The sequence below is a fragment of the Mycobacterium sp. SA01 genome, assembly GCF_041287105.1.
Taxonomy (GTDB): domain Bacteria; phylum Actinomycetota; class Actinomycetes; order Mycobacteriales; family Mycobacteriaceae; genus Mycobacterium.
In genome coordinates this window covers 279,773-302,185 of sequence record NZ_JBGGNO010000022.1, presented here as the reverse complement: position 1 = coordinate 302,185, position 22,413 = coordinate 279,773, and the positions used below count along the sequence as shown (strand labels likewise).

The following is a 22,413-nucleotide window of genomic DNA, read 5'->3' as shown; positions in this document are numbered from 1 at the left end:
TGTGAGAGAGTGCCGGGGTGTTTGCGCGCAGACGGTACCGCGGTGTCGGCATCCTGACGGCCCAGCTGGCGGATCTTGCTTTCGGCGACCCCGTCCACGGCCATCCGGTGGCGGGGTTCGGTTGGTGTGCAGCCGCACTCGAAAAGCTGACCTACCGCGACAGCCGGGTCGCGGGCGCGGTGCACACCGGTGTACTGCTGGGCGGGCTGGCCGTGGCCGGAACGCTGCTGCAGCGCGGTGCCCGCGGCCCGGCGTTGGCGGCCGTCACCGCCGCCGCCACCTGGGCCTCCCTCGGCGGAACGACGCTGGGGCGGACCGGCGAGAAACTGGCCGATCTCCTGGCGGCCGGTGACATCGACGGTGCCCGGGCGCTGTTACCGTCGTTGTGCGGACGGGACCCGTCGGCACTGGACACCGACGGACTGGCCCGGGCGGCTCTGGAGTCGGTGGCCGAGAACACCTCCGACGCGCACGTCGCGCCGCTGCTCTGGGCGGCGGCCGGGGGAGTACCGGGTGTGCTGGTCTACCGCGGAGTCAACACACTGGATGCGATGATCGGGCATCGCTCGCCGCGCTATACCCGATTCGGTTGGGCGGCAGCACGTCTGGATGACGCCGCGAACTTCGGGGCGGCGCGGGCGGCCGGCGTGCTGGTGGTGGTGTGCGCACCACTGGTCGGCGGCTCACCGGCCGGGGCGCTGCGGGCGTGGCGCCGCGACGCCGCCCGGCACCCCAGTCCGAACGCCGGCGTGGTGGAAGCGACATTCGCCGGCGCGCTGGGTGTGCGCCTCGGCGGCCCCACCCAATATCACCACCAGCTGGAGATCCGCCCGACCCTCGGTGAGGGTCGCGTCCCGGGCATCGACGACCTTCGCCGCTCGGTGCGGTTGTCCCGGGTCGTTCAGCTCGCCGCCGCGGTTCTCGCGGTCGGGCTCACTGCCGCCGGCCGTACCGGTCGGCGAGCTTGTCCTCGACGGTGACCGGTGCCGACGGATTCTGCGCGGCTGCGGCGTTCTCGCGGCGGCGGGCCTTGATCTCCGAATACACGAAGTAGCCGAGGCCGATCGGGGCCACGATGCCGAAGGCGATCCACTGGATGCCGTACGACAGGAACGGTCCGGCATCCAGGTGTGGCAGTTCGGCGATGCCGAGCCCGCCCGGTTGGTTCTCCACCAACTGCAGATACGAGCCGGCCACCGGCACCCCGGTGGTCGCCGCGGCCTGGGCGGTGTCGATCGCGTAGAGCTGGGTGAAGCCGCCTTCGCGGAACGGCGGCTTGTCGGGGGGTGCGGTCTCCGAATCGCGTAGCCGCGCTGTGATGCTCACCGTGCCGGTGGGCAGCGGTGCGATGTCGGGCACTTTCGAGCCCTGGACGGCGAGCACATAACCGCGGTCGACCAGAACCGTCGGACCACCGTCGACGGTGAACGGCACCAGGACTTCGAATGCCGGCGCGCCACCGACCACCCGCAGCCTGGCGAGCACCTCGGCGGACGGCACGTAGCGCCCGGTCGCGGTCACGCGCCGCCACTGATCCCCGGGCGCCGACGAATCCTGGTGCGGCAGAAACGTTGTCACCGGAACCGGCTCGGCGTTGAGCGAGGACGCGATCTGATTGTTCTCGCGCGATGTCTTGGTGTTCTTGCCCAGCTGCCACGGTGCCAGCACGGTGAAGCAGAGATAGGCGAACGCGACGACCACCAGCGCCAGGGCAATCCAGCCCGGGCGCAGCAGGAACGTCCAGCGCTTCATCAGCCGGTCAGACCCTCGCCGGCCAGCCGTCGGTCAACCCAGGCATGCAGACCCGGCAGGGCCGCGTCGATGACGGTGAACGTCTCCTCGAAATCCGTCGGGCCGCCGTAGTACGGGTCGTCGACGTCGTCGGCATGCGCACCTGAGCGAGGGTCGAACGAGCGCAACAGCCGAACCCGCTCGGGTTCCACCCCGAGGTGGGTCAGCATCCGCAGATGGTTGCGCCCGAGCGCGACGACGAGATCGGCGGCCAGGTGGTCGTCGCCGACCTGCGCCGCGCTGTGCTCGGTCGGATAGCCGTGCGCTCGCAGGACGGTGTTGGCGCGTTCGTCGGCCGGATCGCCGGCATGCCAGTCGCCGGTGCCGCCGCTGGTCACCCGGACGAGGTGGCCCAGGCCACGCTGCTCGATCTGGTGGGCGAACATCTTCTCGGCCATCGGCGAGCGGCAGATGTTGCCCGAGCAGACGAACGTCACGTGGACAAGGCGAGTATCAGACACCGAGCACCTCACGCAGCGCCGTCACGGTCGGAACATGAGCGGCCGCGGCCTCGGCCAGCTGCGGTTCGCGGAAGTCCTCGGCGCCATAGCCCCAGCCCACCACGACCGTGTCGATGCCGTGCTCGGCGGCACCTTCCACGTCGTGGGCGCGGTCGCCGACCATGATGACCCGCTCCGGCAGCGGCTGGAGTTGACCCAGCGCGTGGGCGAGCACGTCGGCCTTGCTGGACCGGGCCCCGTCGACACTGGCGCCGGCGATCACGTCGAAGTAGTCGGACAGCTCGAAGTGCTCGAGGATCCGCTGCGCGGTGGGCTCGGCCTTCGAGGTCGCCACCGCCAGGCGCACGCCGGCCGCCTGCAGGTCGGCCAACAGCTGCGGAATGCCGTCGAACAGGCTGTTCATCGCCCAGCCCCGGCTGGTGTAGTCGGCCCGGTACGCCGCGATCGCCTCGTCGGCGCGCTCGCCGAGGCCGAGCCCGCCCAACGTCTGATGCATCGGGGGCCCGACGATCCGACCGGTCAGATCGCCGCCGGGCGCCTCGGCCCCGACTGCGGCCAGCGCGTGACGGAAGCTGGCCACGATGCCCTCTGCCGAGTCGGTGAGGGTGCCGTCGAGGTCGAAGATCACCAACTGCGGGCGGGTGTCGGAAGCCGTGCTCGTCACCGGTCCATTGTGGCCGATCGCTGCGCACTACTGTTCTTGGCGTGGTGGAACACACGGCGACGGGCGTCAAACTGGCCGAGATCATCGCCGTGCTCGACGACGCCTACCCGCCCGGTCTCGCGCAGAGCTGGGACTCCGTCGGCCTGGTGTGCGGCGATCCCGACGACGTCGTCGACTCGGTGACGGTGGCCGTGGACGCCACCGCCGAGGTGGCCGCGACGGTGGGTGCGCGCGGGTTGTTGCTGGCACACCATCCGTTGCTGCTGCGCGGGGTGGACACCGTCGCGGCCAGCACGCCCAAGGGCGGGCTGATCCACCAGCTCATCCGGGCCGGTGCCGCGCTGTTCACCGCACATACCAACGCCGATTCGGCCAATCCGGGAGTGTCCGACGCGCTGGCCGAGGTCCTGGGGCTGACGGTCGACGGTGTGCTCGACCCGATCAGCGCGGGCTCCGACATCGACAAATGGGTGATCTTCGTCCCGACCGCCGACGCCGAAACCGTCCGCTCGGCGATGTTCGCCGCCGGTGCCGGCCACATCGGCGACTATTCGCACTGCAGCTGGAGCGTGGCGGGCGCCGGACAGTTCCTGCCACTCGACGGCGCCGCGCCTGCCATCGGAACGATCGGGTCCCTCGAGCGGGTGGCCGAGGACCGCGTCGAGATGGTGGCGCCGGTCCGGCTGCGATCCCAGGTGCTGGCCGCTGTCCGCGCGTCCCACCCGTACGAGGAACCGGCGTTCGACGTGCTGCCGCTGGCCGCCCTGCCCACCGGCGTGGGTATCGGCCGGATCGGGACGCTGGCCGAACCGCTGCGGTTCGCCGATTTCGTCGCCCGCGCCGGCGCGGTACTGCCGCAGACGACGTGGGGGGTTCGGGCGGCGGGGGATCCCGACGCCCCGGTGACCCGGGTGGCGGTGTGCGGGGGAGCCGGCGACTCACTGCTGAGCGCCGCCGCCTCCGCGGGAGTGGACGCCTACGTCACCGCCGACCTGCGCCACCATCCCGCCGACGAGCACCGCCGTGGCAGTGATGTCGCGTTGGTCGATGTCGCGCACTGGGCCAGCGAGTATCCGTGGTGTGCGCAGGCCGCCGGGGTGCTGCACGACCATTTCGGGGCTGCGCTCCCGGTCCGCGTCTGCGACCTGCGCACCGACCCGTGGAACATCACATCACCGAAAGGCATTTCGTGAAAGCTGAACTGGCACAGCAACGGTCGCTTCTGGAGCTGGCCGAGCTCGATGCCGAGATGGGGCGGCTGACCCATCGGGCGGCCAACCTGCCCGAGCAACAGGAGTACGACACCGCCCTGGGTGAGCAGCGGGCGTCCGCCGACCGGCTGGCGGCCCTGGCGATCGCGATCGAGGACATCGACGGCCAGGTGGCCCGATTCGAGTCAGAGATCGACGGTGTGCGCCAGCGTGAGGACCGCGACCGCAAACTCCTCGACTCCGGCACCGTCAACCCCAAGCAGCTCGAGGAACTGCAGCACGAACTCGACACGCTCGAGCGCAGGCAGGCCAGCCTGGAGGATTCGCTGCTCGAGGTGATGGAGCGGCGCGAGCAGCTGGCCGGTGAGCAGTCCGAGGAGCAGGCGAAAGCCGGAGCGCTGCAAGCCAATCTGACCACTGCCGGACACAACCGCGACGAAGCGCTGTCCGACGTCGAACGGGTGCGCGGCGAGCGTGGGGCCCGGCGTGACTCGATCGTGGCCGGGCTCGACCCGGGCCTGGTGGCGCTCTACGAGCGGCAGCGGACCACATCGGGTGTCGGCGCTGCACGGCTGCTGGGCCGTCGCTGCGGAGCATGCCGCATCGAGCTGGATCGCGGTGAGCTGGCCAGGATTTCGGCGGCGCCGGAGGACGAGGTGATCCGCTGCCCCGAGTGTCAGGCGATCCTGCTGCGCATCGGCGGGCTGTAGCCGTGCGCGTTCTCATCGAGGCCGACGGCGGGTCCCGCGGCAACCCCGGGCCGGCGGGCTACGGCTGTGTCGTGTGGTCGGCCGACCATCAGACCGTGCTGGCCGAGCACGGCCAGGCGATCGGCATCACCACCAACAATGTCGCCGAATACCGTGGGCTGATCGCAGCTCTGGAGGAGGCCCGCCGGCTCGGGGCCGACGAGGTTGCCGTCTCGATGGACTCGAAGCTCGTCGTAGAGCAGATGTCCGGCCGCTGGAAGGTCAAGCACGCCGCGATGGCCGAGCTGCACCAGCAGGCGCGCGCGCTGGCCTCGACGTTCGATTCGGTTACCTACCAATGGATTCCACGCGAGCAGAACTCCTACGCAGACCGGCTGGCCAACGAGGCGATGGACCGTGAACAGCAGTCAACCGTGGCCGATCCGCCGGCTGGTGCGGTCGCGGTTCCGCCCGCGGCGTGGACAGGCAACCAGGGCGCCCCGACCCGCATGCTGCTGTTGAGGCACGGTCAGACCGAATTCTCCCGGCAGCGAAGGTATTCGGGTCGCGGCAACCCCGAACTCACCGACACCGGCCGGCGTCAGGCCGAGGCCGCGGCCAAATACCTGGCCGGGGGCGGTGGCGTCGACGTGGTGATCAGCTCGCCGTTGCAGCGCGCCTATGAGACCGCGTCGGCCGCCGCCGCGGCGCTGGGGCTGACGGTGACGGTCGACGATGACCTGATCGAGACGGACTTCGGCGCGTGGGAAGGCCTGACGTTCGCCGAGGCCAGGGAGCGCGATCCGGAGTTGCACGGCCGTTGGTTGCGGGACACCGGTCTGCGTCCGCCGGACGGGGAGAGCTTCGTCGACGTCGAAGAACGGATCCAGCGGGTCCGGGCCCGCATCATCGCCGAGAATCCCGGCGCCACCGTGCTGGTGGTCTCGCACGTGACGCCGATCAAGACACTGCTGCGGCTGGCGCTCGACGCCGGGCCGAGCATCCTGCACCGGTTGCACCTGGATCTCGCGTCGCTGAGCATCGCGGAGTTCTATCCCGACGGCGGCGCCTCGGTGCGGCTGGTGAACCAGACGTCGTACCTGGCCTGAGCTAATCCCGCATGTGCACGCGTTCGCCGTGCGGGCCGAACAGGATGATGGCCTCCACCGGGCCGTCGACGGCGCCGAACCAATGCGGTGTCCAGGTGCTGAACTCCACGGCCTCACCGGGCTCGATCACGAAATTCTGCTCGCCGAGGATCAGCTGCAGGCGTCCGGAGAGCACGTAAAGCCATTCCTGCCCTTCATGGGTGGGCAGGTCGGCCGGTGGGGTACGCCGGCGCGGGTTGATGCGAATCTTGAAGGCCTGCGGCCCGCCCGCCCCGCTGTGGCGGGTCAGCGGCCAGTACGTGACCAGGTGCCGGGTGTGCGACGCCGCCCGCACCCGGGGGTCGGCGGCCGGGGGTGCGCCGAGCAGTTCGTCGGCGCTGACCGACAGCGCTGCGGCCAGCCGGGGCAGGTGATCGAGGGCCAGCCGGCGCTTGCCCGATTCCAGCCGGCTCAGCGTGGAGACGTCGATACCGGCCCGCGACGCGACGTCGTCCAGTGTCAGACCGAGCCGGCCGCGCAGTTCCCGCAGCCGCCTGCGCACCCGCAGATCGACGTCATCGTTTGCCTGCATGGCAAAAGACATTGCCACTTCTGGGGCGGCACCGGCAAGCTGATGAGCATGACTACTGATCACCACACCCACTGGGAGACGCGCTACGCGGAGAAGCCACGGATCTGGAGTGGGCGCCCCAACGCGCGCCTCGCCGAAATCGTCGAACCGCTGACTGGTTCGCGCGCACTGGATCTGGGCTGCGGCGAGGGCGGCGACGCCATGTGGCTGGCCGAGCACGGCTGGCACGTCGTCGCCGTCGACGTGTCCACCACCGCCCTGGCCCGCGCGGCGGAAGACGCTGCGGCGCGAGGAGTGTTGGAGCGCATCGACTTTCAGCAACACGACCTGACCCAGACGCTGCCCGAGGGGCCCTTCGACCTGGTGTCGGCGCACTTCTTCCACACCACCCTCGAAATGGACCGGCCCGCGATCCTGCGCCGCGCGGCGGCGACCGTGGCGCCCGGCGGAACGCTGCTGATCGTCGACCACGGTGGTGCGCCGCCATGGGCGCCGGAGGAGGTCCAGCACCACGAATTCCCGGCGCCTGACGAGGTGCTGGCCGGCCTGGCCCTCGACGACACCGAGTGGGAGAGGGTCCGGGTGGGGACCGCCCAGCGCGACGTGGACGGGCCCGAGGGTCAGCCCGCCACCCTGGACGACAACATCATCCAGCTGCGCCGCAAATGAGCTACCGTGTTCAGGCGAACGAGTTGGCCGGGCGGCCGCGGCTCACCGTGGAAAGTGAGTCGAGGAAAGTCCGGACTTCACAGAGCAGGGTGATTGCTAACGGCAATCCGAGGTGACTCGCGGGACAGTGCCACAGAAAACAGACCGCCGTCCGTCAGGACGGTAAGGGTGAAACGGTGCGGTAAGAGCGCACCAGCATTCCGGGTGACCGGGATGGCTTGGTAAACCCCACCCGAAGCAAGGCCAAGAGGCCGCACCTGGTGCGGCTGCGCAGGCGATCGAGGGCTGCTCGCCCGAGCCTGCGGGTAGGCCGCTCGAGGTACCCGGTGACGGAGTGCCCAGATGGATGGTCGCCGCCGTCCTGCCCCGGTCAGCCGGGGCGGGACGGGACAGAATCCGGCTTAGAGGCCAACTCGTTCGCCTCAAGGCAGGCGCTTCTCAATTCGAGGGCGCACGAGCTTGTCGTAGATCAGTTCTGCCGCATGGAATGCGATGCTTTTCGTTGTCTCTTTGAGGCGGCCGTTATCGAGTTCCTCGATGGCTTGGGCCAAGTCTTTGTCCAAGTTTTTAAAGACGCCAATGATGGGGATGAAGCCGATCCCATCGCCGAGGAGGTCCAGCACTTCGTCATAAATCTCGTGCTTTTCCTGGCTGGCGATTGCCGTAAGGAGCTGACCGATATCGACGCCCATGCTTATCGCGGCAATTCCATCGCCGACTAACGGAATCCACCCAAAATACGTTGTGAATTTCTCCCAGGACTTCTCCCAGAAAGGGTTGGCGTCGTCACCGTGTATGTACTCCCATTCCTCCTTTGAGTAGATGGTGACGCGTAGTGGCCTGCTCGTCTCACTTAGATGACCCTCGGCGTCTTGAGCCCTGACGGTGTAGGTGTAGACGTGCGAGGAATCCAGGTTCAAGTCGATGAAGCTATCGCCGAGCTTGGTGATTGTGTAGACCGGTTCACCGTCGCGGTAGACGACGTAGCCGACGACTCGATTGTCGTGTTTGGCTCTGCTCAATTCGATTACGACTGAATTGTCCGTGATCTCAGACGCCCTGAGCCCTGGTATCGGCAGCGGATCTTGTTGGCCGCCACCGCCGCCACCACCTCCGGGGTTGCCGCCGTCGCCCGTGCTGCCGGTCGTCGTGACGAGAACGGCTGCGCTTTCGTCGCTTTCGTTCCCTGCGGCGTCGTAGGCATAGGCGGTATAGCTGTATCCGGTTCCCGGCGTCAGGTCGGTATCGACGAAGCTCTCACCGGCCGCGATGAGTGCATCATTGACCCGGACGCCATCGCGGTAGATGTCATAGCCGTCGACTCCCACGTTGTCCGTGCTGCCGGAGACCAGCAGTGTCGCAGTCGTCGTCGTGATGGTTCCTGCGGTGACGGTCGGCGCGGTCGGCGGCTCGGTGTCGATGGCTGGTGTCGTCACGACAAGTGCTGCGCTGTCAAGACTTTCGTGACCCGCTGCATCGACGGCGCGAGCGGTGTAGGTATAGGTTGAGTCGGGTTCGACTGCCGTATCGACGAACGCCGTCCCAGCCGGTACGACCGACGTGCTGGCCATCCAGATGGTTGTCTGAAGATAGCCGTCGCCGTAGTCATAGGTGCTGACGCGATAGAAGTTATAGCCCACGACACCGACATCGTCGGTGCTTCCCGACGTTTTCAGCGTGACGCTGCCAGGGGTGAGCTTGGAGGTGGCGAGGGTAGGGGCGGTGGGTGCCGTGATATCCCCACCGGGAAAGACCGGAACGATGTTCTTCGGCAGAATGACGACAGAATAGTCGCTTTGCCAGCTGGGGTCTGTAGTAGAGGGAAACACAGACACGGGAGCGCCATTGGCGTCCAGTGTGACGGCAACGATGGGCGCGGGGTGCACGATGCTGTCCCCGATGGTGAGCTGCTTGCCGCCACTGATGGTCGAAGGGTCCGTCGGTGACCTCGCTATCAGATAGGCGGTGTAGTTGGTGGCCGAGTAGCTCAGATGCAACTCGAGAGCTCTGTTTTTCAGCTGGGTTTGAACATCGGTGTTTTGTGCGTACGGCGTGGAGTAGGTGAACGTCGTCTGAGTCGCGATGTAAGCGCCGAAATCCGTATCGTCGAAGGCGTCCAACTGCGTGTTCTTCACGGTCCACGACGTGTCAAACAGGGTCACCTGGATGTTGTTGTCGGAGATACTTGCGGTCGGTGACGAGATGTAGCCGCCGTACTTCGCGACATCAGTGATCAACTGATTCCACGTGCTGATCGTCACCGTCGTCGTTGCGGCTGCGGAGGTGGCGGCCGCGGGGGAGTCGCCGTCATCAGTCGGGCGGCGAGCAACGCCCAACATCACGAACAAAGACTGCATTTGAGCGGGGGCATTCGTGCCCGACGCCAGCGGTGCGGGCAAGACCTTGAGCCCGGTAACCCGTGTTACCGCTTGGGTGGCCATCGGTGCGGGCGACACCGAGAGCGGTTCTGGGACAACAGGGTCTATCGCGGCAGTGCTGGAAAACTCTTCGACTCGGGGTTTCGTTTCGGCCTGCTGCTGCTTTTGCTCGGCGGCCGGCGCAGGGTGGGCCTCTGGGCTGGCCGACTTCACGACGCCGGCACCGCTGGACTTCTTGGGGCTTTTGTTCACCTCGCCGCCGCCCCCGGCGGCGCTGCGGCGCTTGAAGGCGGCTTTGCCCCCGTTGCGTGGCCCGGCCGTGGTGGACGAACGAGCCGACGATGGCGAACTCGATGCCGACGAATCAGACCCCGAAGGGTTGTCGTCAGCCCAAGCCGGAGCCGCGAGCGCGGTGCCAACCCCCAACATGACAGCGAGTGCGCCGACGCGGCCGACGTAGCGTGAAGAAAGCATGATCCCCCGAAGATGCGTTGCTGTGATCCTGTCATCATGTCGATTCACGGAATTCAACAAACGTGAATCGACTGATACTAAGCACAGCAAGCTCACACCAGCAGGACATATCGACCAATACGGCCAAACTGCTTGCGTTCGTCAAAAAACGCAGGGAACTTCGCTGGAAGGTCTCGCCCGAGCCCTAGTGCTTCTTCTTGAACGTCTTCCGCAATGCGCTCAGCGCATCGTCGAGCTGTTCGCGGCAGCGGTTCGCGAGGTCATCCTCCTGCTGATAGAGCAGGCCGTAGGTGAAGGTGTCCTCGCCCGCGGCGTGCGCCGCAAGCGACTGCTGGGCCAGATGCGTGCGGCTGACCACACTGTCCTGGTGATCGCCGAGCAGAGTCTGGATGGTCTTGGCCCGGTCTGACACCTTGGGCTCGCCGGTGGCCGCAGCGACATACCGGAGTCGCTTGGCGCCCTTGCGAATTCGGTGCAACGCCTCGTCGCGGTCTTCGGTGGCCCGGGCGGCGTTCTTGGCCGCCTTGTTCACCCGCTTATACGCCGAGTCGATGCTGACCGGCTTGGGTTCCTCGCCCGGTGCCGCAGGCGGCGGCTGCGCGGCCACCAGCGCCTCCAGCGCGTCGAGTAGCCGGAAGTACCGGGTCGACCGCATCGCGGCCAGCGAGCGCCGCAAGCCGGCCTGATAGCTGCGCTGAGCCCCGGACACCAGACGCTCGTACACCGGGCCGCGGATCAAGTCGGCCGGCAGTGCCGTCAGCGCGGCCTCATACCGTTCGGCGAGCACCTCGGCATCGCGGGCGACACCCAGCACACCGGCAAGCTGGCGCAGCTCGTCGAGGATCCAGGCGTCATCGCTCAACCCGAAGGCGTCCTCGGAGGCCTGCAACAAGCTGCGGATCTTGCGGCTGGTCACCCGCATCTGATGGACCGAGTCGTAGGTGTCGGCGCGCACCGCGCGGTCCCACACCAGCAGCTGGCCGACCTGCTCGGCGACCGCCTGATGCACCGGGTCGCGGGACGCCTCGTTCTCGTCAGGCACCTCCGCCGCCGTACCCGCCGTCTCCAGCACCTTCGCCAGCTTCGATCCGTGGCCGGCCGGCACGGCTCCGGCGTCGAGCAGCCGATTGCCCAGCCGCTTCAGCAGGTCGCGCCCGCCGTCGATCTCACCGTCGACCAGCTCCAGCTCCCACTCGTGCCAACGCTGTTCCTCCCCGGTCTCGCCGCCGCTCCCGAGCGCCCACGCACTCACCTCGTCGTCGCAGAACTCGGCCAGCGCCGCGCCGTCTCCGTCGTAGAGCATCACCCCGTTGCGGGTCGTCGAGATCCGGGCCACCGGGGCCAGTGGGCGGTCCCGCACCACTGCGAGCACGACGTCCAGCAGATCGGTGGGTACCGAGTCTCCGCCCTCGGGGGAGCTGTCCAACGGCGCGTGCACCTCAGTTCGGGCGTCCGGCCCGGCGGGCAGCTTCAGGTGCCAGCCCGCATCGGGCCCGCCGGTGCGGCGGCGCAGCGTGATCCGATGGGCGTTGAGATCGCGATCCGGGGTGTCGAAATACACCGCGTCGAGCGATTGCGCGGGCTGCCGCTCCACGCGTGCCACCGCCGAGAGCCCGTCGAACGACGGCAGCGTCGCCCCGTCGGGAACGTCGAACTTGCGCTCCACCTCGACATGGCGACTTTTTCCCGCAGTACCCGAACCCATGCCGCTCAGGGTGTCATATCCAGGTGAACACGAGGTCAGCTGGCCAGCTGACCGGCGAACTCGCCGGCCTGATCCCAGGCCCGGCGTTCGGCGGTGAACGCCTCGGCCTGCTGGGCCCGGAACTCGGCGATGCCGTCGGCGTTCAGCGTCAGGAAGCGCTGATAATCCGGCATCGAGAACGTGCCGTCGGCGATGTCGACGCAACCGCGGCCCGCAGCCATGTCGGCGCGCAGGTCCAGCAATTCCTCGGCGCTGACCGGATAGAAGCTGATCCGGTCGAAATAACGCAGCAGCCACGGTGTTCCGGGCTCGAACGAGCGCGAGTCCTGCGGATGGCGGTGGTTCCACACCTGCGTGGTGCGGCCGACGAACTGGTAGCCGCCCGGACCCTCCATGCCGTAGATGCACAGATAGGCCCCGCCGATCCCGACGGCGTTCTCCGGAGTCCAGGTTCGTGCCGGGTTGTACTTGGTGGTCACCAGCCGGTGGCGGGGATCCAGCGGGGTGGCCACCGGTGCGCCGAGGTAGACGTCGCCGAGGCCCAGCACCAGATACTGGGCGTCGTAGACGGTGTCGTGCACCCGCTGCACATCGGCCAAACCGTTGATACGCCGGATGAATTCGATGTTCCACGGGCACCACGGGGCGTCGGCGCGCACACCATGCATATAGCGCTGAATAGCCTCGTGGGTGGCGGGGTCGTCCCATGACAGCGGCAGACGTACGGTGCGGCTGGGCACCACCAGCTGGTCGGTGGCGGGCAGGGTTTCCTCGGTTCGGGCCAGCAGATCGACCAACTCCGGCGCGCTCAGGACGGCCGGGTCGAACTGAACCTGCAGCGATCGCACGCCAGGGGTCAGTTCGGTGACGCCGGGAACCGCGCTGGCCGACAGTGATTCGTACAGCACGTGGACCCGGGCGCGCATGGCCAGGTCCAGCACCATGGGCCCGTATTCGACCAGGACACCGCCGTCGCCGTCACGGCGGACGGTCACGTCGGTGCCCTCGGCGCCGACGAATCGGGTCAGCACACCGTCGTCGGCGTCGCTGGAGGTCGAGATCACCAGCGGCATCGACGCCCGTCGGTCGGCGCCGATACTGCCCAGTGACGGAGCCCGGTCGGCGCGCACCGGGACGAAGCGCACGGTGTCGCCGGGTGCCATCTGTCCGAGCTTCCAGCGGTCGCCGCGCACGACGGTGACCGGGCAGACGAATCCGCCGAGGCTTGGGCCGTCCGGGCCGAGCAGGATCGGGGTGTCGCCGGTGAAGTCCAAAGTTCCTACGCAGTAGGCATTGTCGTGGATGTTCGAGGGGTGCAAACCGGCTTCGCCACCGTCGGTGCGGGCCCACTGCGGCTTCGGGCCCACGAGGCGGACACCGGTGCGATCGGAGTTGAAGTGCACGGTGTAGTCCGTGCCGACGATCGTCGCCATGTCGGCGCGGGTGAAGAATTCCGGTGCGCCGTGCGGGCCTTCGGTGACTGCAAGTTGCCAGCGGTGACCGATCGCGGGCTGCTCGTCGATCGCGGCGCGGGCCGGCCGTGCCGTGGCAGGTCCGGGATCGTCACCGATGGTCAGCCTGTCCCCGGCGCGCAGCGGGCGACCGTCGTGACCGCCGAAGCAACCCAGCGTGAACGTTGCTGTGCTGCCCAGGTATTCGTCCTCGCACACACCGCCGGCGATCAGCACGTAGCAGCGCATGCCGGGGCCGTCGACCACTCCGATGTCCAGCACCCCACCAGGCGGCACCGGTACCGACTGCCACTGCGGCACCGGCTCGCCGTTGACGGTGACCGGAGCGGCCGCCCCCGTGACACACACCCGGGCACCGTTCGGGAAGCTCAGCGCGGGACCGGCTTTCGTGCATTCGAGGCCTGCGGCACCTTCGGGGTTGCCGAGCACCCGGTTGCCGACGCGGAAGGACAGATCATCCATCGGCCCCGACGGCGGCACGCCGACATTCCAGTAGCCGACGCGGCCGGGCCAATCCTGGACGGTGGTCAGGAGGCCCGCCCGCTGTACTTCGAGGGTGGTCATGAGTCGGTGATCACCATCCGCACCGGGGTGGGGTCGAATCCGTTGCAGGGGTTGTTGATCTGCGGGCAGTTCGATACCAGCACCAGGGTGTCGGTGTCGGCGCGCACCGTCAGCGACTTGCCCGGCGCCGACAGTCCGTCGACGATGCCCAGGGTGCCGTCGGCTTCGACGGGCACGTTCATGAAGAAGTTGACGTTGGAGACGATGTCGCGCTTGCCCATGCCCCACTTGGCGGCTTCGGCGAGGAAGTTCTCGGCGCAGGCATGCTGATGCACGGTGTGATGGCCGTAGCGCAAGGTGTTCGATTCCTTGGAACAGGCGCCGGCGATGGTGTCGTGGTTGCCCACCTCGTCGGCAATGATCGTCACCAACGGCCTGCCGTCGGCGGCCCGCAGCACCGAGCCGGTGGTCAGGAAGATGCTGCGCTGCGCGGCGATGGTGGCCTGCGCGCTGTACCGCCCGGCCGGATCGACCCGGTCACCGGTGACGCCGTAGAACAGGGTGTCCACCGCCTGGTTGCCGTGCAGATCGATGATCTGCAGGCACTGGCCGGCCCGCAGGATGGCCGACCACGGTGCGCACGCCGCGACGATCTCGTCGAGAATCATTGTGCTGCCGCCCAGGTGGTTTCAGTGTTGAACAGAGCTCGCAGGTATTCGGGATCTGTGTTCACCGGGGTGGTCAGCTCCTCGTCGGCACGCCAGGCCAGGATGTCGAGTCCGGTCACCTCGGGCTGTGGATCCAAGGGGTGTGCGGTGTTGACCACGGCGACGATGACGGGCAGATGGATCAGCAGCTCCACGGCCGTGCCGGGGCCCGCCGATCCGGTGAATGTCAGTGCTCCGGTGTCCTCGACTCGAACACCCTTGAACAGCGTCGCCGACGGTGCGACGTCGCGAATGTCCATTCCGTGCTTGATCGCGGCCAGCAGCATCGCGGGCTGTCCGGCGGCAGGCAATCCGCACAGCAGGTCGTGGTGGCCGGAACTGTCGGCGACGACCGTCGCCAGCACGCGACCCTGATCGGACAACAGCGGATGGCCCACGCCGAGGTAGGCCTGCCACGGGACCTTCATGGTGTCGGCGACGTTGAGCCGCTCCCAGGAGGCGTCGGCCCGGAACAGCAACAGGTGCGCGCAGGCGCCGCCGTCGGGATCGGCCAGGCGCAGGCGGGTACCGCGGCCGAGCACCCGGCTGGCGTAGGACTCCGCGGGCACGGACTCGGCCCAGAGCAGCCGGGTGCCGTCCACTCCGTCGGGCAGGACGGGCACCCGCATGGTGGCGTCGTTCGCTTGGGAACGCGCGTGTGAGCGGGCGCCGTCGGTCGACGCGGTTGTCATCGTGGCACTCCTGAGTTGGCCGATTACCTGTCAAGTGAAAGTTTTCTCACGTGCCGTTCCCGGGGAATGTCGCCGGTGTAACGACTGGGTTGACTGCATTTCGATCAAGTGACAGGTATTCGCCGACGACGGCGAGTGCCAGAATGGCGTATGCGCAGCCAGGGCCATGACGGGCGCGGCAGGCCCCGGCTCGAACAGTCCCGCCGGCCCGGCAACACCGCCCGCGAGGAGATCCTGGACGCCGCCGCCGAGCTCTTCACCACGATCGGGTACGCCGGGACGTCGACCAGGCGGATCGCCGACGCGGTGGGTATCCGCCAGGCATCGCTCTACCACCATTTCGCCACCAAGGACGACATCCTCGAGGCATTGCTGGCCGGAACGGTCGACGAAGCGCTGCGGCTGGCCGGCGACCTGCTGACCGGTGCCGGGCCGGCCAGGACCAGACTGCGCGCCCTGGTGATCGCGGACTGCTCGCAGCTGTGCGCCAGCCGCTGGAACCTCGGCGCGCTCTACCTGCTGCCGGAACTGCGCATCGAGCGGTTCGCGCAGTTTCGCGCCAGCCGTGAGGAGTTGCGGCGCCGGTACCGTGCGCTCGCGGCGCAGGTGATTTCCGAGTGCGACGGGATCGCCGAAGCCGACGACCTTCCGTTCCGCCTTGTCGAGTCGGTGATCAACCGGCGCTCCGACAATGAGGAGTGCACGCCCGAAACGCCCGCTGTGATTGCCGATGCCGCCCTGCGAATCCTCGGTTGCTAACGTTCCGGCCGTGAGCGACTACCAGACGTTGTCCTTCGATCAGGCCGGTCCGATCGCGCGGATCGTGCTGAACCGGCCCGAGGCCGCCAACGGCATGAACGACGTGATGACCGCCGAACTCGCGCAGGTCGCCGTTCGCTGCGACGTGGCGGAGGTCAAGGTCGTCGTGCTCACCGGAGCCGGCCGGTTCTTCTGCGCCGGGGGAGACCTCAAGGCGATGGCGGCATCCCCGTTGGGTCCGGGCCGATTCGTCAAGGGCATCGCCGACGATCTGCACCGCGCGATCTCGACGCTGGCCCGGATGGATGCCGTGGTGATCACGGCGGTCAACGGCGTGGCCGCGGGCGCCGGGTTCAGCCTTGCGGTGGCGGGGGATCTGGTGCTGGCCGCCGACACCGCATCGTTCACCATGGCCTACACCAAAGCCGGGCTGAGCCCCGACGGCAGCTCCTCGTACTTCCTGCCCCGCATCATCGGCGTGCGCCGCACCCAGGAGCTGATGCTCACCAACCGGACGTTGACGGCGGCCGAAGCCGCCGACTGGGGTCTGGTCACCGAAGTGGTCCCCGCCGACGATCTGGAGGCTCGGGCTCAGGTGCTGGCCGAGCAGATCGCTTCTGCGGCAAAGGGTTCCGGTGCGGCTGTCAAGAAGCTGATGCTGACCACCTTCGGCAGTGGGCTCGAGGAGCAAATGGAGCTGGAGGGCCGGCTGATCGCGGCGTGTGCCGACAGTGCCGACGGCCGCGAGGGCATCGACGCCTTCCTCAACAAGCGCGCGCCAGAGTTCAGCTAGCTCTGACGTCAGGAATGTCTGGCCGCAGGCGCGGCGTGCATGGCTTCACAAGTAACTGGTGCGACCGACCTGAAGAGCGCATACTGGGCTAATCAACCCATTTTATTGGGATGAATGGCCCAGATGAGGAGTCGCCATGCCATCCGTACATCACCGCTACATGACAGTCGACGGTCATCGTCTGTTCTATCGGGAGGCGGGACCGCTCGATGCACCGGTAGTCGTTCTGCTGCATGGCTTTCCGACGAGCTCATATATGTTCCGCCAGTTGATTCCGGTTCTGGCCGATCATTACCATGTGATCGCGCCGGACATGTTGGGGTTCGGGCTGTCGGCCGCGCCAGCAGCCGACGAGTTCGATTACACCTTTGACGCCTTGGCAACACTCACCGCCGGCCTACTGCGAGATATCGGTGTCGATCGCTACGCCATCTACGTCCAGGACTACGGTGCGCCGATCGGATGGCGCCTCGCGCTGGCTGATCCGTCGGCGATCACCGCTGTGGTCAGCCAGAACGGAAACGCCTACGACGCCGGATTCGTCGATGAGTTCTGGAAGGCGGTACGGGCCTACCAGGACCGGCCATCACCTGAGACCGAGGCGCCGTTGCGCGGCTTTCTCAGCCTGGAATCCACCCGCTGGCAGTACGTCACGGGCGTGGCCGACGAAACGCTCGTTGACCCCGAAAGTTGGCTCCACGACTACGCGCTACTGTGCCGTCCCGGCAACGACGACATCCAACTCGCGCTGTTCGGCGACTACGCGACCAACCCTCCGCTGTATCCGAAGGTGCACGACTACTTTCGGCAGAGTGGCGTGCCGCTGCTCGCCGCGTGGGGACGTGGGGACGAGATCTTCGGCCCTGCCGGCGCGACCGCGTTTGCCGATGACCTGCCCGATGCCGAAATCCACCTGCTCGACGGTGGACACTTTCTGCTCGAATCGGCCCTCGACGAAGTCGCGGCACTGATGGTCGACTTCCTGGGACGTCGACTCGCGCGTTGAGGGCGTGAACAGGCAAAACTGCCGTAATCTGGGCCGATGTCTCCGCCGGCGCCCGACGACGATCGGCGCTTCACCGTGCGGGGTAGGGCGACCCGGGACAGGATTGTCGCGGCCGCAGCCGCCATCATCCTCGACGAGGGTCTGTCGGCCCTGAACAACGAGACTCTCCGCCGTGTCGCTTCGGTCAGCGGGTCACAGCTCGCCCATTACTTCGCCGACAAACGCGCGCTGATCGCCGCGGTGTTGGCCAAACAGATCGAGGTGGTGCTGGACTTCCATCGCCAGCCCAAGCTGCGCTGCCTGGAGTCACTCGATGATTTCGAAACCTGGATCGATCTCAACCTGCGGTATTTACGTCGCATCGGTTATGCCGGCACGCCGACCTATCACGCGCTGGCAGCGCAGCTGGCGAAGTCCGACGCGGAGACGCGCGCTACTCTGGCTGACGGCTATCGGGCCTGGATCGCCTTCTTCGAGAAGGCTATTCAGCAGATGAAGGACCGCAGGATCCTGACCGCCACGGCCGACCCGCATCAACTGGCCGTGATCTTGGTGGCGACGCACCAGGGCAGCGGTGCGATGGCATTCACCTATCGCCAGGAGTGGCCGCTGGCCGACGGACTTCGCTTCGCGGTCAATCGGATTCGCGCTTATGCCACCGACCCCGCCCAGCGCACGCCCCGTCCTTCGCGACGTGTCCGCCGCCCCGCGTCCACGGACGGCGGACAGAACGTCGACCAGCGGTTCACCCGCAAAGGACTCGAGACCCGGGCCCGCATCATCGACACCACGGCCGACTTGATGTTTCAGCGCGGTGCGAGCGGAACGAGCATCGAAGACGTGCGGACGTCAGCGGGTGTCAGCGGATCGCAGATGTCGCACTACTTTCGGGACAAGCGTGACCTCACCCGGGAGGTCATCGCCTCGCGTCGCCAGCAGGTGCGCGGTTATCACACCGACCCCAAGTTCGGTTTGTTCGACTGCGTCGGCGATCTGCAGAAGTGGGCCGACGCATGTATCGCAGACATCGACACGGTGTATCGGCTGGGCGGCTGCGTGTATGGCTCACTGGCTGGTGAACTGATCGAGTCCGATGACGGGATTCGTGCCGATCTCGCCGCCGGATACGACGAGTGGATCGGTCTTTTCCTCGCGGGTCTGACCGCAATGCGCGACCGCGGCGAACTTGCTGCCGAAGCTTCTCCGCGACACCTCGCGGCGAGTCTGGTGATCGCTCACCAGGGTGGAGCAATGCTCACGCACGTGACTGGCGACCCAGAACCATTGCGTGTCAATGTCAATGCCGCCGTCGACTACGTTCGGGCATTCGCGGTCCGGCCGGCCAACCGCGCGCCGTAACCCCGCCCGCCGAACGCACTGGACACTTATGGGCTATGCGGCCCATAATAATGGGACAAACAGCCCACTTTAGCTTCACTGCCCCGAAAGGTGTGCATCATGGGTTTGGCGTGGCAACAAGGGCCGTTGGCGGCCGGGGCCGTCGGTCATTTTCTGACCGCGCAGCCGCTACCCGAACGACTGCTGTTCGCGGAACCGCTGCGCCGCCGCATGAGAGTGCGCTTCGGCGACCTCTGGATCGCCGACAGTGAAGACGTCGTGCTGCTGCACGAACCAGGTCGCTACCCGGTGGCCTACTTCCCGCGCGATGCCGTCGAGTCGGCAGGGCTTACGGTCGAGGAACACTCCACTGAGCACCGCGATCTCGGGCTGACCAGATGGTTCGCGGTGACGGCGAAGGGCCGCAGCACCCGCCGGGCTGCCTGGTGCCATACCGCGCTGCCGGAGCATGCACGTGTGTTGGACGGCCGAATCGCTTTCGCGTGGCGGGCGATGGATGCGTTCTACGAAGAGCAAGATCGCATCGTCGGGCATGCAGCCGATCCCTATCACCGGATTGACATCAGATCAACATCGCGGCACCTCGTGGTGCGCGACGGCGATCGCGTCGTTGCCGACACCCGCCGGCCCGCAGTGCTCTACGAGTCGGGCTTCGCGCCTCGCTGGTACGTACCCCGCGCCGATATCGACGAGTCGACGCTCATCCCGGCCGACGGCCAAACATTCTGTCCGTACAAGGGGTTGGCCAGTTACTACTCCGTCGCCGAGCGAACCCGCGCCGCCTGGTCGTACATCGACGCCTGGCCGGAAGTCGGTGCCGTGCGCAACCTGGTCTCGTTCGAGCCGGACAAGATCGACGTCGAGATCGACGGTCGCACATTGCGGCTGGAACCAGGGCAGACCGTTCTACCCCACGGCGTCGACCGGGGACTCGACCCGGACGAATTATTGGTCGACGCCACGGCGCGAACGGAGTACCCATCATGACCGAGAAGGTGTACGACGTTGTCGTAATCGGCGCCGGTCCGGTCGGCCAGACCGCCGCCGACCGTTGTCGCGCAGCGGGTTTGACCGTGGCGGTCGTTGAGCAGGAACTCGTCGGTGGCGAGTGCTCGTACTGGGGATGTGTGCCGAGCAAGGCCTTGCTCCGTCCCGTGCTGGCGCTCGCCGACACTCGGCGGGTGGACGGGGCACGCGAAGCGGTGACCGGACTGCTCGACGCGCGCGGCGTCTTCGGCCGGCGGGACCGCTATGTCAGTGACTGGGACGACAGTGGACAGGCAGACACAGTGGTCGGCATGGGAGCGGATCTGTTTCGTGGACACGGCCGCCTTGACGGGGTCCGCCGCGTCACGGTGACGTCGCAGGCCGGGGATAGCGTGTCGCTGACCGCTCGCCATGCCGTGGTGATCAGTAGTGGCAGTGGAGCTGCGATACCCGATCTACCCGGGTTGGACGATGTTCATCCCTGGACCAACCGGGAGGCCACCGACTCGAGCGAGGTGCCGCGTCGTCTTGCCATTGTCGGTGGGGGTGGGGTCGCGGTCGAGATGGCCACCGCCTGGCAAGGTCTGGGCTCATCCGTCACGCTGCTCGTGCGCTCTCGCATCCTCGCCGGTATGGAGCCCTTCGTCGCAGAAGCCATCGAACGAGGACTGAGTGACGCCGGCGTCGAGGTGCGCACCGGGGTGAATGTTCAACGCCTCCGCCGTGACGCTTCAGCCGGGATCGCCGTCGATCTCGACGACGGCTCAACGGTCGAAGTCGACGACGTGATGTTCGCGACGGGTCGCAGGCCGCTGACCGATGACATGGGCCTCGAGACTGTCGGGTTGGTGCCGGGAACCTGGCTGGACACCGACGATGCGCTGACGGTCACCGGTGTCGAGGGCGACTGGCTCTATGCCGCAGGCGATGCGAATCATCGCGCTCTGCTGACCCATCAAGGCAAGTACCAAGCCCGAATAGCGGCGGCGGTGATTTCCACTCGGGCTCGATCAGGTGAAGTGGAGATCAGCGCGTGGAGCCCGCATGTCGCAACCGCCGACACGAGGGCAGTCCCGCAGACGTTCTTCACCGATCCTGAAGCCGGCTCGGTCGGAATGACCGAGCAACAAGCCCGCGCCGCCGGTCATCACGTGTCCGTGGTCGACATCGAGATCGGCGACGTGGTGATGGGAGCCAAGCTCTACGCGGACGGCTATCGCGGCAGGGCTCGGATGGTCGTCGACGACAGCCGCGGCATTCCACTCGGTGTCACCATGGTCGGGCCAGGGGTTGGGGAGCTGCTGCACGCAGCCACGGTCGCTGTTGTGGGGGAGGTTCGGATCGACCGACTGTGGCACGCAGTACCGTGTTTTCCGACCGTCAGCGAGCTCTGGCTGCGGTTGCTCGAGGCATACCGGGATCGAGACAGCTAGAAGCTGTGCTCCTCGGCCGGGAACGCACCTGTCGCCACTTCTTCGGCGTATTGCGTTGCCGCGCGGCGTAATTCGCCGCCGACATCACCGAATCGCTTGACGAACTTGGCTGTCTTGCCGCTGGTGAGTCCGGCCATGTCCTGCCAGACCAGCACCTGGGCATCGCAGTTGGGCCCGGCGCCGATGCCGATGGTCGGGATCGTCAGCTTGCCGGTGATCTGGGTGGCCAGCTCGGCGGGCACCATCTCCATCACCACGGCGATGGCACCGGCCTCCTGGACCGCGATCGCGTCGTGAATGGTCTGCTCGGCGGCGTCGCCGCGGCCCTGGACGCGAAACCCGCCCAGCCCGTTGACGCTCTGCGGGGTGAACCCGATGTGCGCGACCACCGGGATGCCCGCGGCGCTCAAGGTCGCGATCTGCTCGGCGACCCGCTCGCCGCCCTCGAGCTTCACCGCGTGGGCACCCGTCTCCTTCATGAAGCGGGTCGCGGTGCGCAGGGCCTGGGTGGGGCCTTCCTCATAGCTGCCGAACGGCAGATCAGCCACGACGAGCGCATGCTCCGCGCCGCGGACGACGCCCCGAACCAGCGGGATCAACTCGTCGACCGAAACCTGCACGGTGGTGTCGTAGCCGTAGACGACGTTGGCCGCGGAATCGCCGACCAGCAGCACGGGGATGCCGGCTTCGTCAAAGGCGCGGGCAGTGGAGTAGTCATAGACGGTGAGCATCGCCCACTTGTGACCTTCGGACTTCCACTTCAGCAGGTGGTGAGTACGGACCTTGGTACGCGAAACAGGCGACGAGGAAGCGCCGCCGTAGACAGTCTGTTCAGACATCTTTGTCCCTAGTGATCGTCTTTGCCGATCCTCGAGGCCCATCCGGGTCCCCGGGTTCGCTTGACGCCCTCCAGTGTGCCACCACCGCACACAAAGGTGAACGAACAGTGAAGTGGACTTTCTCACACCTGTTCTCGCTG

At 67.2% G+C, this 22,413-nt stretch carries 21 protein-coding genes and 1 other RNA gene; 12 read left to right on the top strand and 10 right to left on the bottom strand.

Features of this window, described 5'->3' with window-relative positions; genetic code table 11:
• The first annotated feature begins 17 nt into the window (after window positions 1-17).
• On the top strand, window positions 18-980 hold the full coding sequence (locus AB4879_RS27550) for a cobalamin biosynthesis protein (RefSeq protein WP_370510104.1): 963 nt from the start codon (window positions 18-20) through the stop codon (window positions 978-980).
• Here the strand turns inward: AB4879_RS27550 and AB4879_RS27545 are convergent.
• The 3 genes from AB4879_RS27545 to AB4879_RS27535 are packed head-to-tail and all read right to left on the bottom strand — an operon-like array spanning window position 934 to window position 2,916.
• Window positions 934-1,752 carry an SURF1 family protein gene (locus tag AB4879_RS27545; protein WP_370510103.1) on the bottom strand — a complete coding sequence of 273 codons (819 nt, stop codon included), beginning with the start codon at window positions 1,750-1,752 and terminating at the stop codon, window positions 934-936. The genes AB4879_RS27550 and AB4879_RS27545 overlap by 47 nt on opposite strands.
• The gene (locus tag AB4879_RS27540; RefSeq protein WP_370510102.1) at window positions 1,752-2,252 is read right to left on the bottom strand and encodes a low molecular weight protein-tyrosine-phosphatase; all 501 of its coding nucleotides are present in this window, start codon (window positions 2,250-2,252) and stop codon (window positions 1,752-1,754) included. Before AB4879_RS27540 ends, AB4879_RS27545 begins: the two co-directional genes overlap by 1 nt.
• Entirely contained in the window at window positions 2,245-2,916 is a 672-nt protein-coding gene (locus tag AB4879_RS27535; RefSeq protein WP_370510101.1) for an HAD-IA family hydrolase, read from the bottom strand. The genes AB4879_RS27540 and AB4879_RS27535 overlap by 8 nt, the downstream gene beginning before the upstream one ends.
• A gap of 44 nt (window positions 2,917-2,960) precedes the next feature.
• On the opposite strand from AB4879_RS27535, the gene AB4879_RS27530 reads away from it, so the two are divergent.
• Genes AB4879_RS27530 through AB4879_RS27520 form a run of 3 tightly spaced genes read left to right on the top strand, consistent with a single transcriptional unit; the run spans window position 2,961 to window position 5,925 of the window.
• On the top strand, window positions 2,961-4,109 hold the full coding sequence (locus AB4879_RS27530; RefSeq protein ID WP_370510248.1) for a Nif3-like dinuclear metal center hexameric protein: 1,149 nt from the start codon (window positions 2,961-2,963) through the stop codon (window positions 4,107-4,109).
• Complete coding sequence (locus tag AB4879_RS27525) at window positions 4,106-4,837, top strand: zinc ribbon domain-containing protein (protein ID WP_370510100.1); 732 nt, start codon at window positions 4,106-4,108, stop codon at window positions 4,835-4,837. The genes AB4879_RS27530 and AB4879_RS27525 overlap by 4 nt, the downstream gene beginning before the upstream one ends.
• A 2-nt stretch (window positions 4,838-4,839) precedes the next feature.
• Window positions 4,840-5,925: a bifunctional RNase H/acid phosphatase gene (locus AB4879_RS27520; RefSeq protein ID WP_370510099.1), complete on the top strand. Its 1,086-nt coding sequence runs from the start codon at window positions 4,840-4,842 to the stop codon at window positions 5,923-5,925.
• 1 nt (window position 5,926) lies between these two features.
• Here the strand turns inward: AB4879_RS27520 and AB4879_RS27515 are convergent, their stop codons facing one another.
• A complete protein-coding gene (locus tag AB4879_RS27515) occupies window positions 5,927-6,496 on the bottom strand; it encodes a helix-turn-helix domain-containing protein (protein ID WP_370510098.1) in 570 nt (189 codons plus the stop codon).
• A 48-nt stretch (window positions 6,497-6,544) separates the two neighbouring features.
• On the opposite strand from AB4879_RS27515, the gene AB4879_RS27510 reads away from it, so the two are divergent.
• Window positions 6,545-7,165 (top strand): class I SAM-dependent methyltransferase, encoded by a 621-nt coding sequence (locus tag AB4879_RS27510; RefSeq protein WP_370510097.1) that lies wholly within the window; start codon window positions 6,545-6,547, stop codon window positions 7,163-7,165.
• A gap of 19 nt (window positions 7,166-7,184) precedes the next feature.
• Window positions 7,185-7,585: RNase P RNA component class A (rnpB, locus tag AB4879_RS27505), an RNA gene on the top strand.
• A 2-nt stretch (window positions 7,586-7,587) separates the two neighbouring features.
• On the opposite strand, the gene AB4879_RS27500 is transcribed toward rnpB, so the two are convergent.
• The 5 genes from AB4879_RS27500 to AB4879_RS27480 all read right to left on the bottom strand — a co-directional run bounded on the left by AB4879_RS27500 (window position 7,588) and on the right by AB4879_RS27480 (window position 15,097).
• Entirely contained in the window at window positions 7,588-10,113 is a 2,526-nt protein-coding gene (locus AB4879_RS27500) for a fibronectin type III domain-containing protein (RefSeq protein ID WP_370510096.1), read from the bottom strand.
• Between the two features lie 88 nt (window positions 10,114-10,201).
• Window positions 10,202-11,722, bottom strand: a complete 1,521-nt coding sequence (locus AB4879_RS27495; protein WP_370510095.1) for a CHAD domain-containing protein — start codon at window positions 11,720-11,722, stop codon at window positions 10,202-10,204.
• 35 nt (window positions 11,723-11,757) lie between these two features.
• A complete protein-coding gene (locus AB4879_RS27490; protein ID WP_370510094.1) occupies window positions 11,758-13,758 on the bottom strand; it encodes a 5-oxoprolinase/urea amidolyase family protein in 2,001 nt (666 codons plus the stop codon).
• A complete protein-coding gene (locus tag AB4879_RS27485) occupies window positions 13,755-14,366 on the bottom strand; it encodes an urea amidolyase associated protein UAAP2 (RefSeq protein ID WP_370510093.1) in 612 nt (203 codons plus the stop codon). Before AB4879_RS27485 ends, AB4879_RS27490 begins: the two co-directional genes overlap by 4 nt.
• Complete coding sequence (locus tag AB4879_RS27480) at window positions 14,363-15,097, bottom strand: DUF1989 domain-containing protein (RefSeq protein WP_102805500.1); 735 nt, start codon at window positions 15,095-15,097, stop codon at window positions 14,363-14,365. Before AB4879_RS27480 ends, AB4879_RS27485 begins: the two co-directional genes overlap by 4 nt.
• A gap of 150 nt (window positions 15,098-15,247) precedes the next feature.
• On the opposite strand from AB4879_RS27480, the gene AB4879_RS27475 reads away from it, so the two are divergent.
• The 6 genes from AB4879_RS27475 to AB4879_RS27450 all read left to right on the top strand — a co-directional run bounded on the left by AB4879_RS27475 (window position 15,248) and on the right by AB4879_RS27450 (window position 21,434).
• Window positions 15,248-15,856 carry a TetR/AcrR family transcriptional regulator gene (locus AB4879_RS27475; protein WP_370510247.1) on the top strand — a complete coding sequence of 203 codons (609 nt, stop codon included), beginning with the start codon at window positions 15,248-15,250 and terminating at the stop codon, window positions 15,854-15,856.
• Between the two features lie 10 nt (window positions 15,857-15,866).
• On the top strand, window positions 15,867-16,649 hold the full coding sequence (locus AB4879_RS27470; protein WP_370510092.1) for an enoyl-CoA hydratase/isomerase family protein: 783 nt from the start codon (window positions 15,867-15,869) through the stop codon (window positions 16,647-16,649).
• A 136-nt stretch (window positions 16,650-16,785) separates the two neighbouring features.
• Window positions 16,786-17,655 (top strand): alpha/beta fold hydrolase, encoded by an 870-nt coding sequence (locus AB4879_RS27465; protein WP_370510091.1) that lies wholly within the window; start codon window positions 16,786-16,788, stop codon window positions 17,653-17,655.
• 36 nt (window positions 17,656-17,691) lie between these two features.
• Window positions 17,692-19,014: a TetR family transcriptional regulator gene (locus AB4879_RS27460; protein ID WP_370510090.1), complete on the top strand. Its 1,323-nt coding sequence runs from the start codon at window positions 17,692-17,694 to the stop codon at window positions 19,012-19,014.
• 99 nt (window positions 19,015-19,113) lie between these two features.
• Window positions 19,114-20,001 (top strand): DUF427 domain-containing protein, encoded by an 888-nt coding sequence (locus tag AB4879_RS27455; RefSeq protein ID WP_370510089.1) that lies wholly within the window; start codon window positions 19,114-19,116, stop codon window positions 19,999-20,001.
• Window positions 19,998-21,434, top strand: coding sequence for an NAD(P)/FAD-dependent oxidoreductase (locus AB4879_RS27450; RefSeq protein WP_370510088.1), 1,437 nt, complete (start codon window positions 19,998-20,000; stop codon window positions 21,432-21,434). Before AB4879_RS27455 ends, AB4879_RS27450 begins: the two co-directional genes overlap by 4 nt.
• Here the strand turns inward: AB4879_RS27450 and panB are convergent.
• Entirely contained in the window at window positions 21,431-22,273 is an 843-nt protein-coding gene (panB, locus tag AB4879_RS27445; protein ID WP_102805497.1) for a 3-methyl-2-oxobutanoate hydroxymethyltransferase, read from the bottom strand. The two genes, AB4879_RS27450 and panB, sit on opposite strands and share 4 nt — an antisense overlap.
• Window positions 22,274-22,413 lie beyond the last annotated feature (140 nt).

Bases quoted from the DNA above. Each gene is read 5' to 3' on its own strand.
- AB4879_RS27545 (WP_370510103.1), bottom strand. From the start codon at position 1,752: ATGAAGCGCTGGACGTTCCTGCTGCGCCCGGGCTGGATTGCCCTGGCG.
- AB4879_RS27515 (WP_370510098.1), bottom strand. From the start codon at position 6,496: ATGCAGGCAAACGATGACGTCGATCTGCGGGTGCGCAGGCGGCTGCGG.
- AB4879_RS27510 (WP_370510097.1), top strand. From the start codon at position 6,545: ATGACTACTGATCACCACACCCACTGGGAGACGCGCTACGCGGAGAAG.
- AB4879_RS27495 (WP_370510095.1), bottom strand. From the start codon at position 11,722: ATGGGTTCGGGTACTGCGGGAAAAAGTCGCCATGTCGAGGTGGAGCGC.
- AB4879_RS27490 (WP_370510094.1), bottom strand. From the start codon at position 13,758: ATGACCACCCTCGAAGTACAGCGGGCGGGCCTCCTGACCACCGTCCAG.
- AB4879_RS27485 (WP_370510093.1), bottom strand. From the start codon at position 14,366: ATGATTCTCGACGAGATCGTCGCGGCGTGCGCACCGTGGTCGGCCATC.
- AB4879_RS27480 (WP_102805500.1), bottom strand. From the start codon at position 15,097: ATGACAACCGCGTCGACCGACGGCGCCCGCTCACACGCGCGTTCCCAA.
- AB4879_RS27475 (WP_370510247.1), top strand. From the start codon at position 15,248: ATGCGCAGCCAGGGCCATGACGGGCGCGGCAGGCCCCGGCTCGAACAG.
- AB4879_RS27465 (WP_370510091.1), top strand. From the start codon at position 16,786: ATGCCATCCGTACATCACCGCTACATGACAGTCGACGGTCATCGTCTG.
- AB4879_RS27460 (WP_370510090.1), top strand. From the start codon at position 17,692: ATGTCTCCGCCGGCGCCCGACGACGATCGGCGCTTCACCGTGCGGGGT.
- AB4879_RS27455 (WP_370510089.1), top strand. From the start codon at position 19,114: ATGGGTTTGGCGTGGCAACAAGGGCCGTTGGCGGCCGGGGCCGTCGGT.
- AB4879_RS27450 (WP_370510088.1), top strand. From the start codon at position 19,998: ATGACCGAGAAGGTGTACGACGTTGTCGTAATCGGCGCCGGTCCGGTC.
- panB (WP_102805497.1), bottom strand. From the start codon at position 22,273: ATGTCTGAACAGACTGTCTACGGCGGCGCTTCCTCGTCGCCTGTTTCG.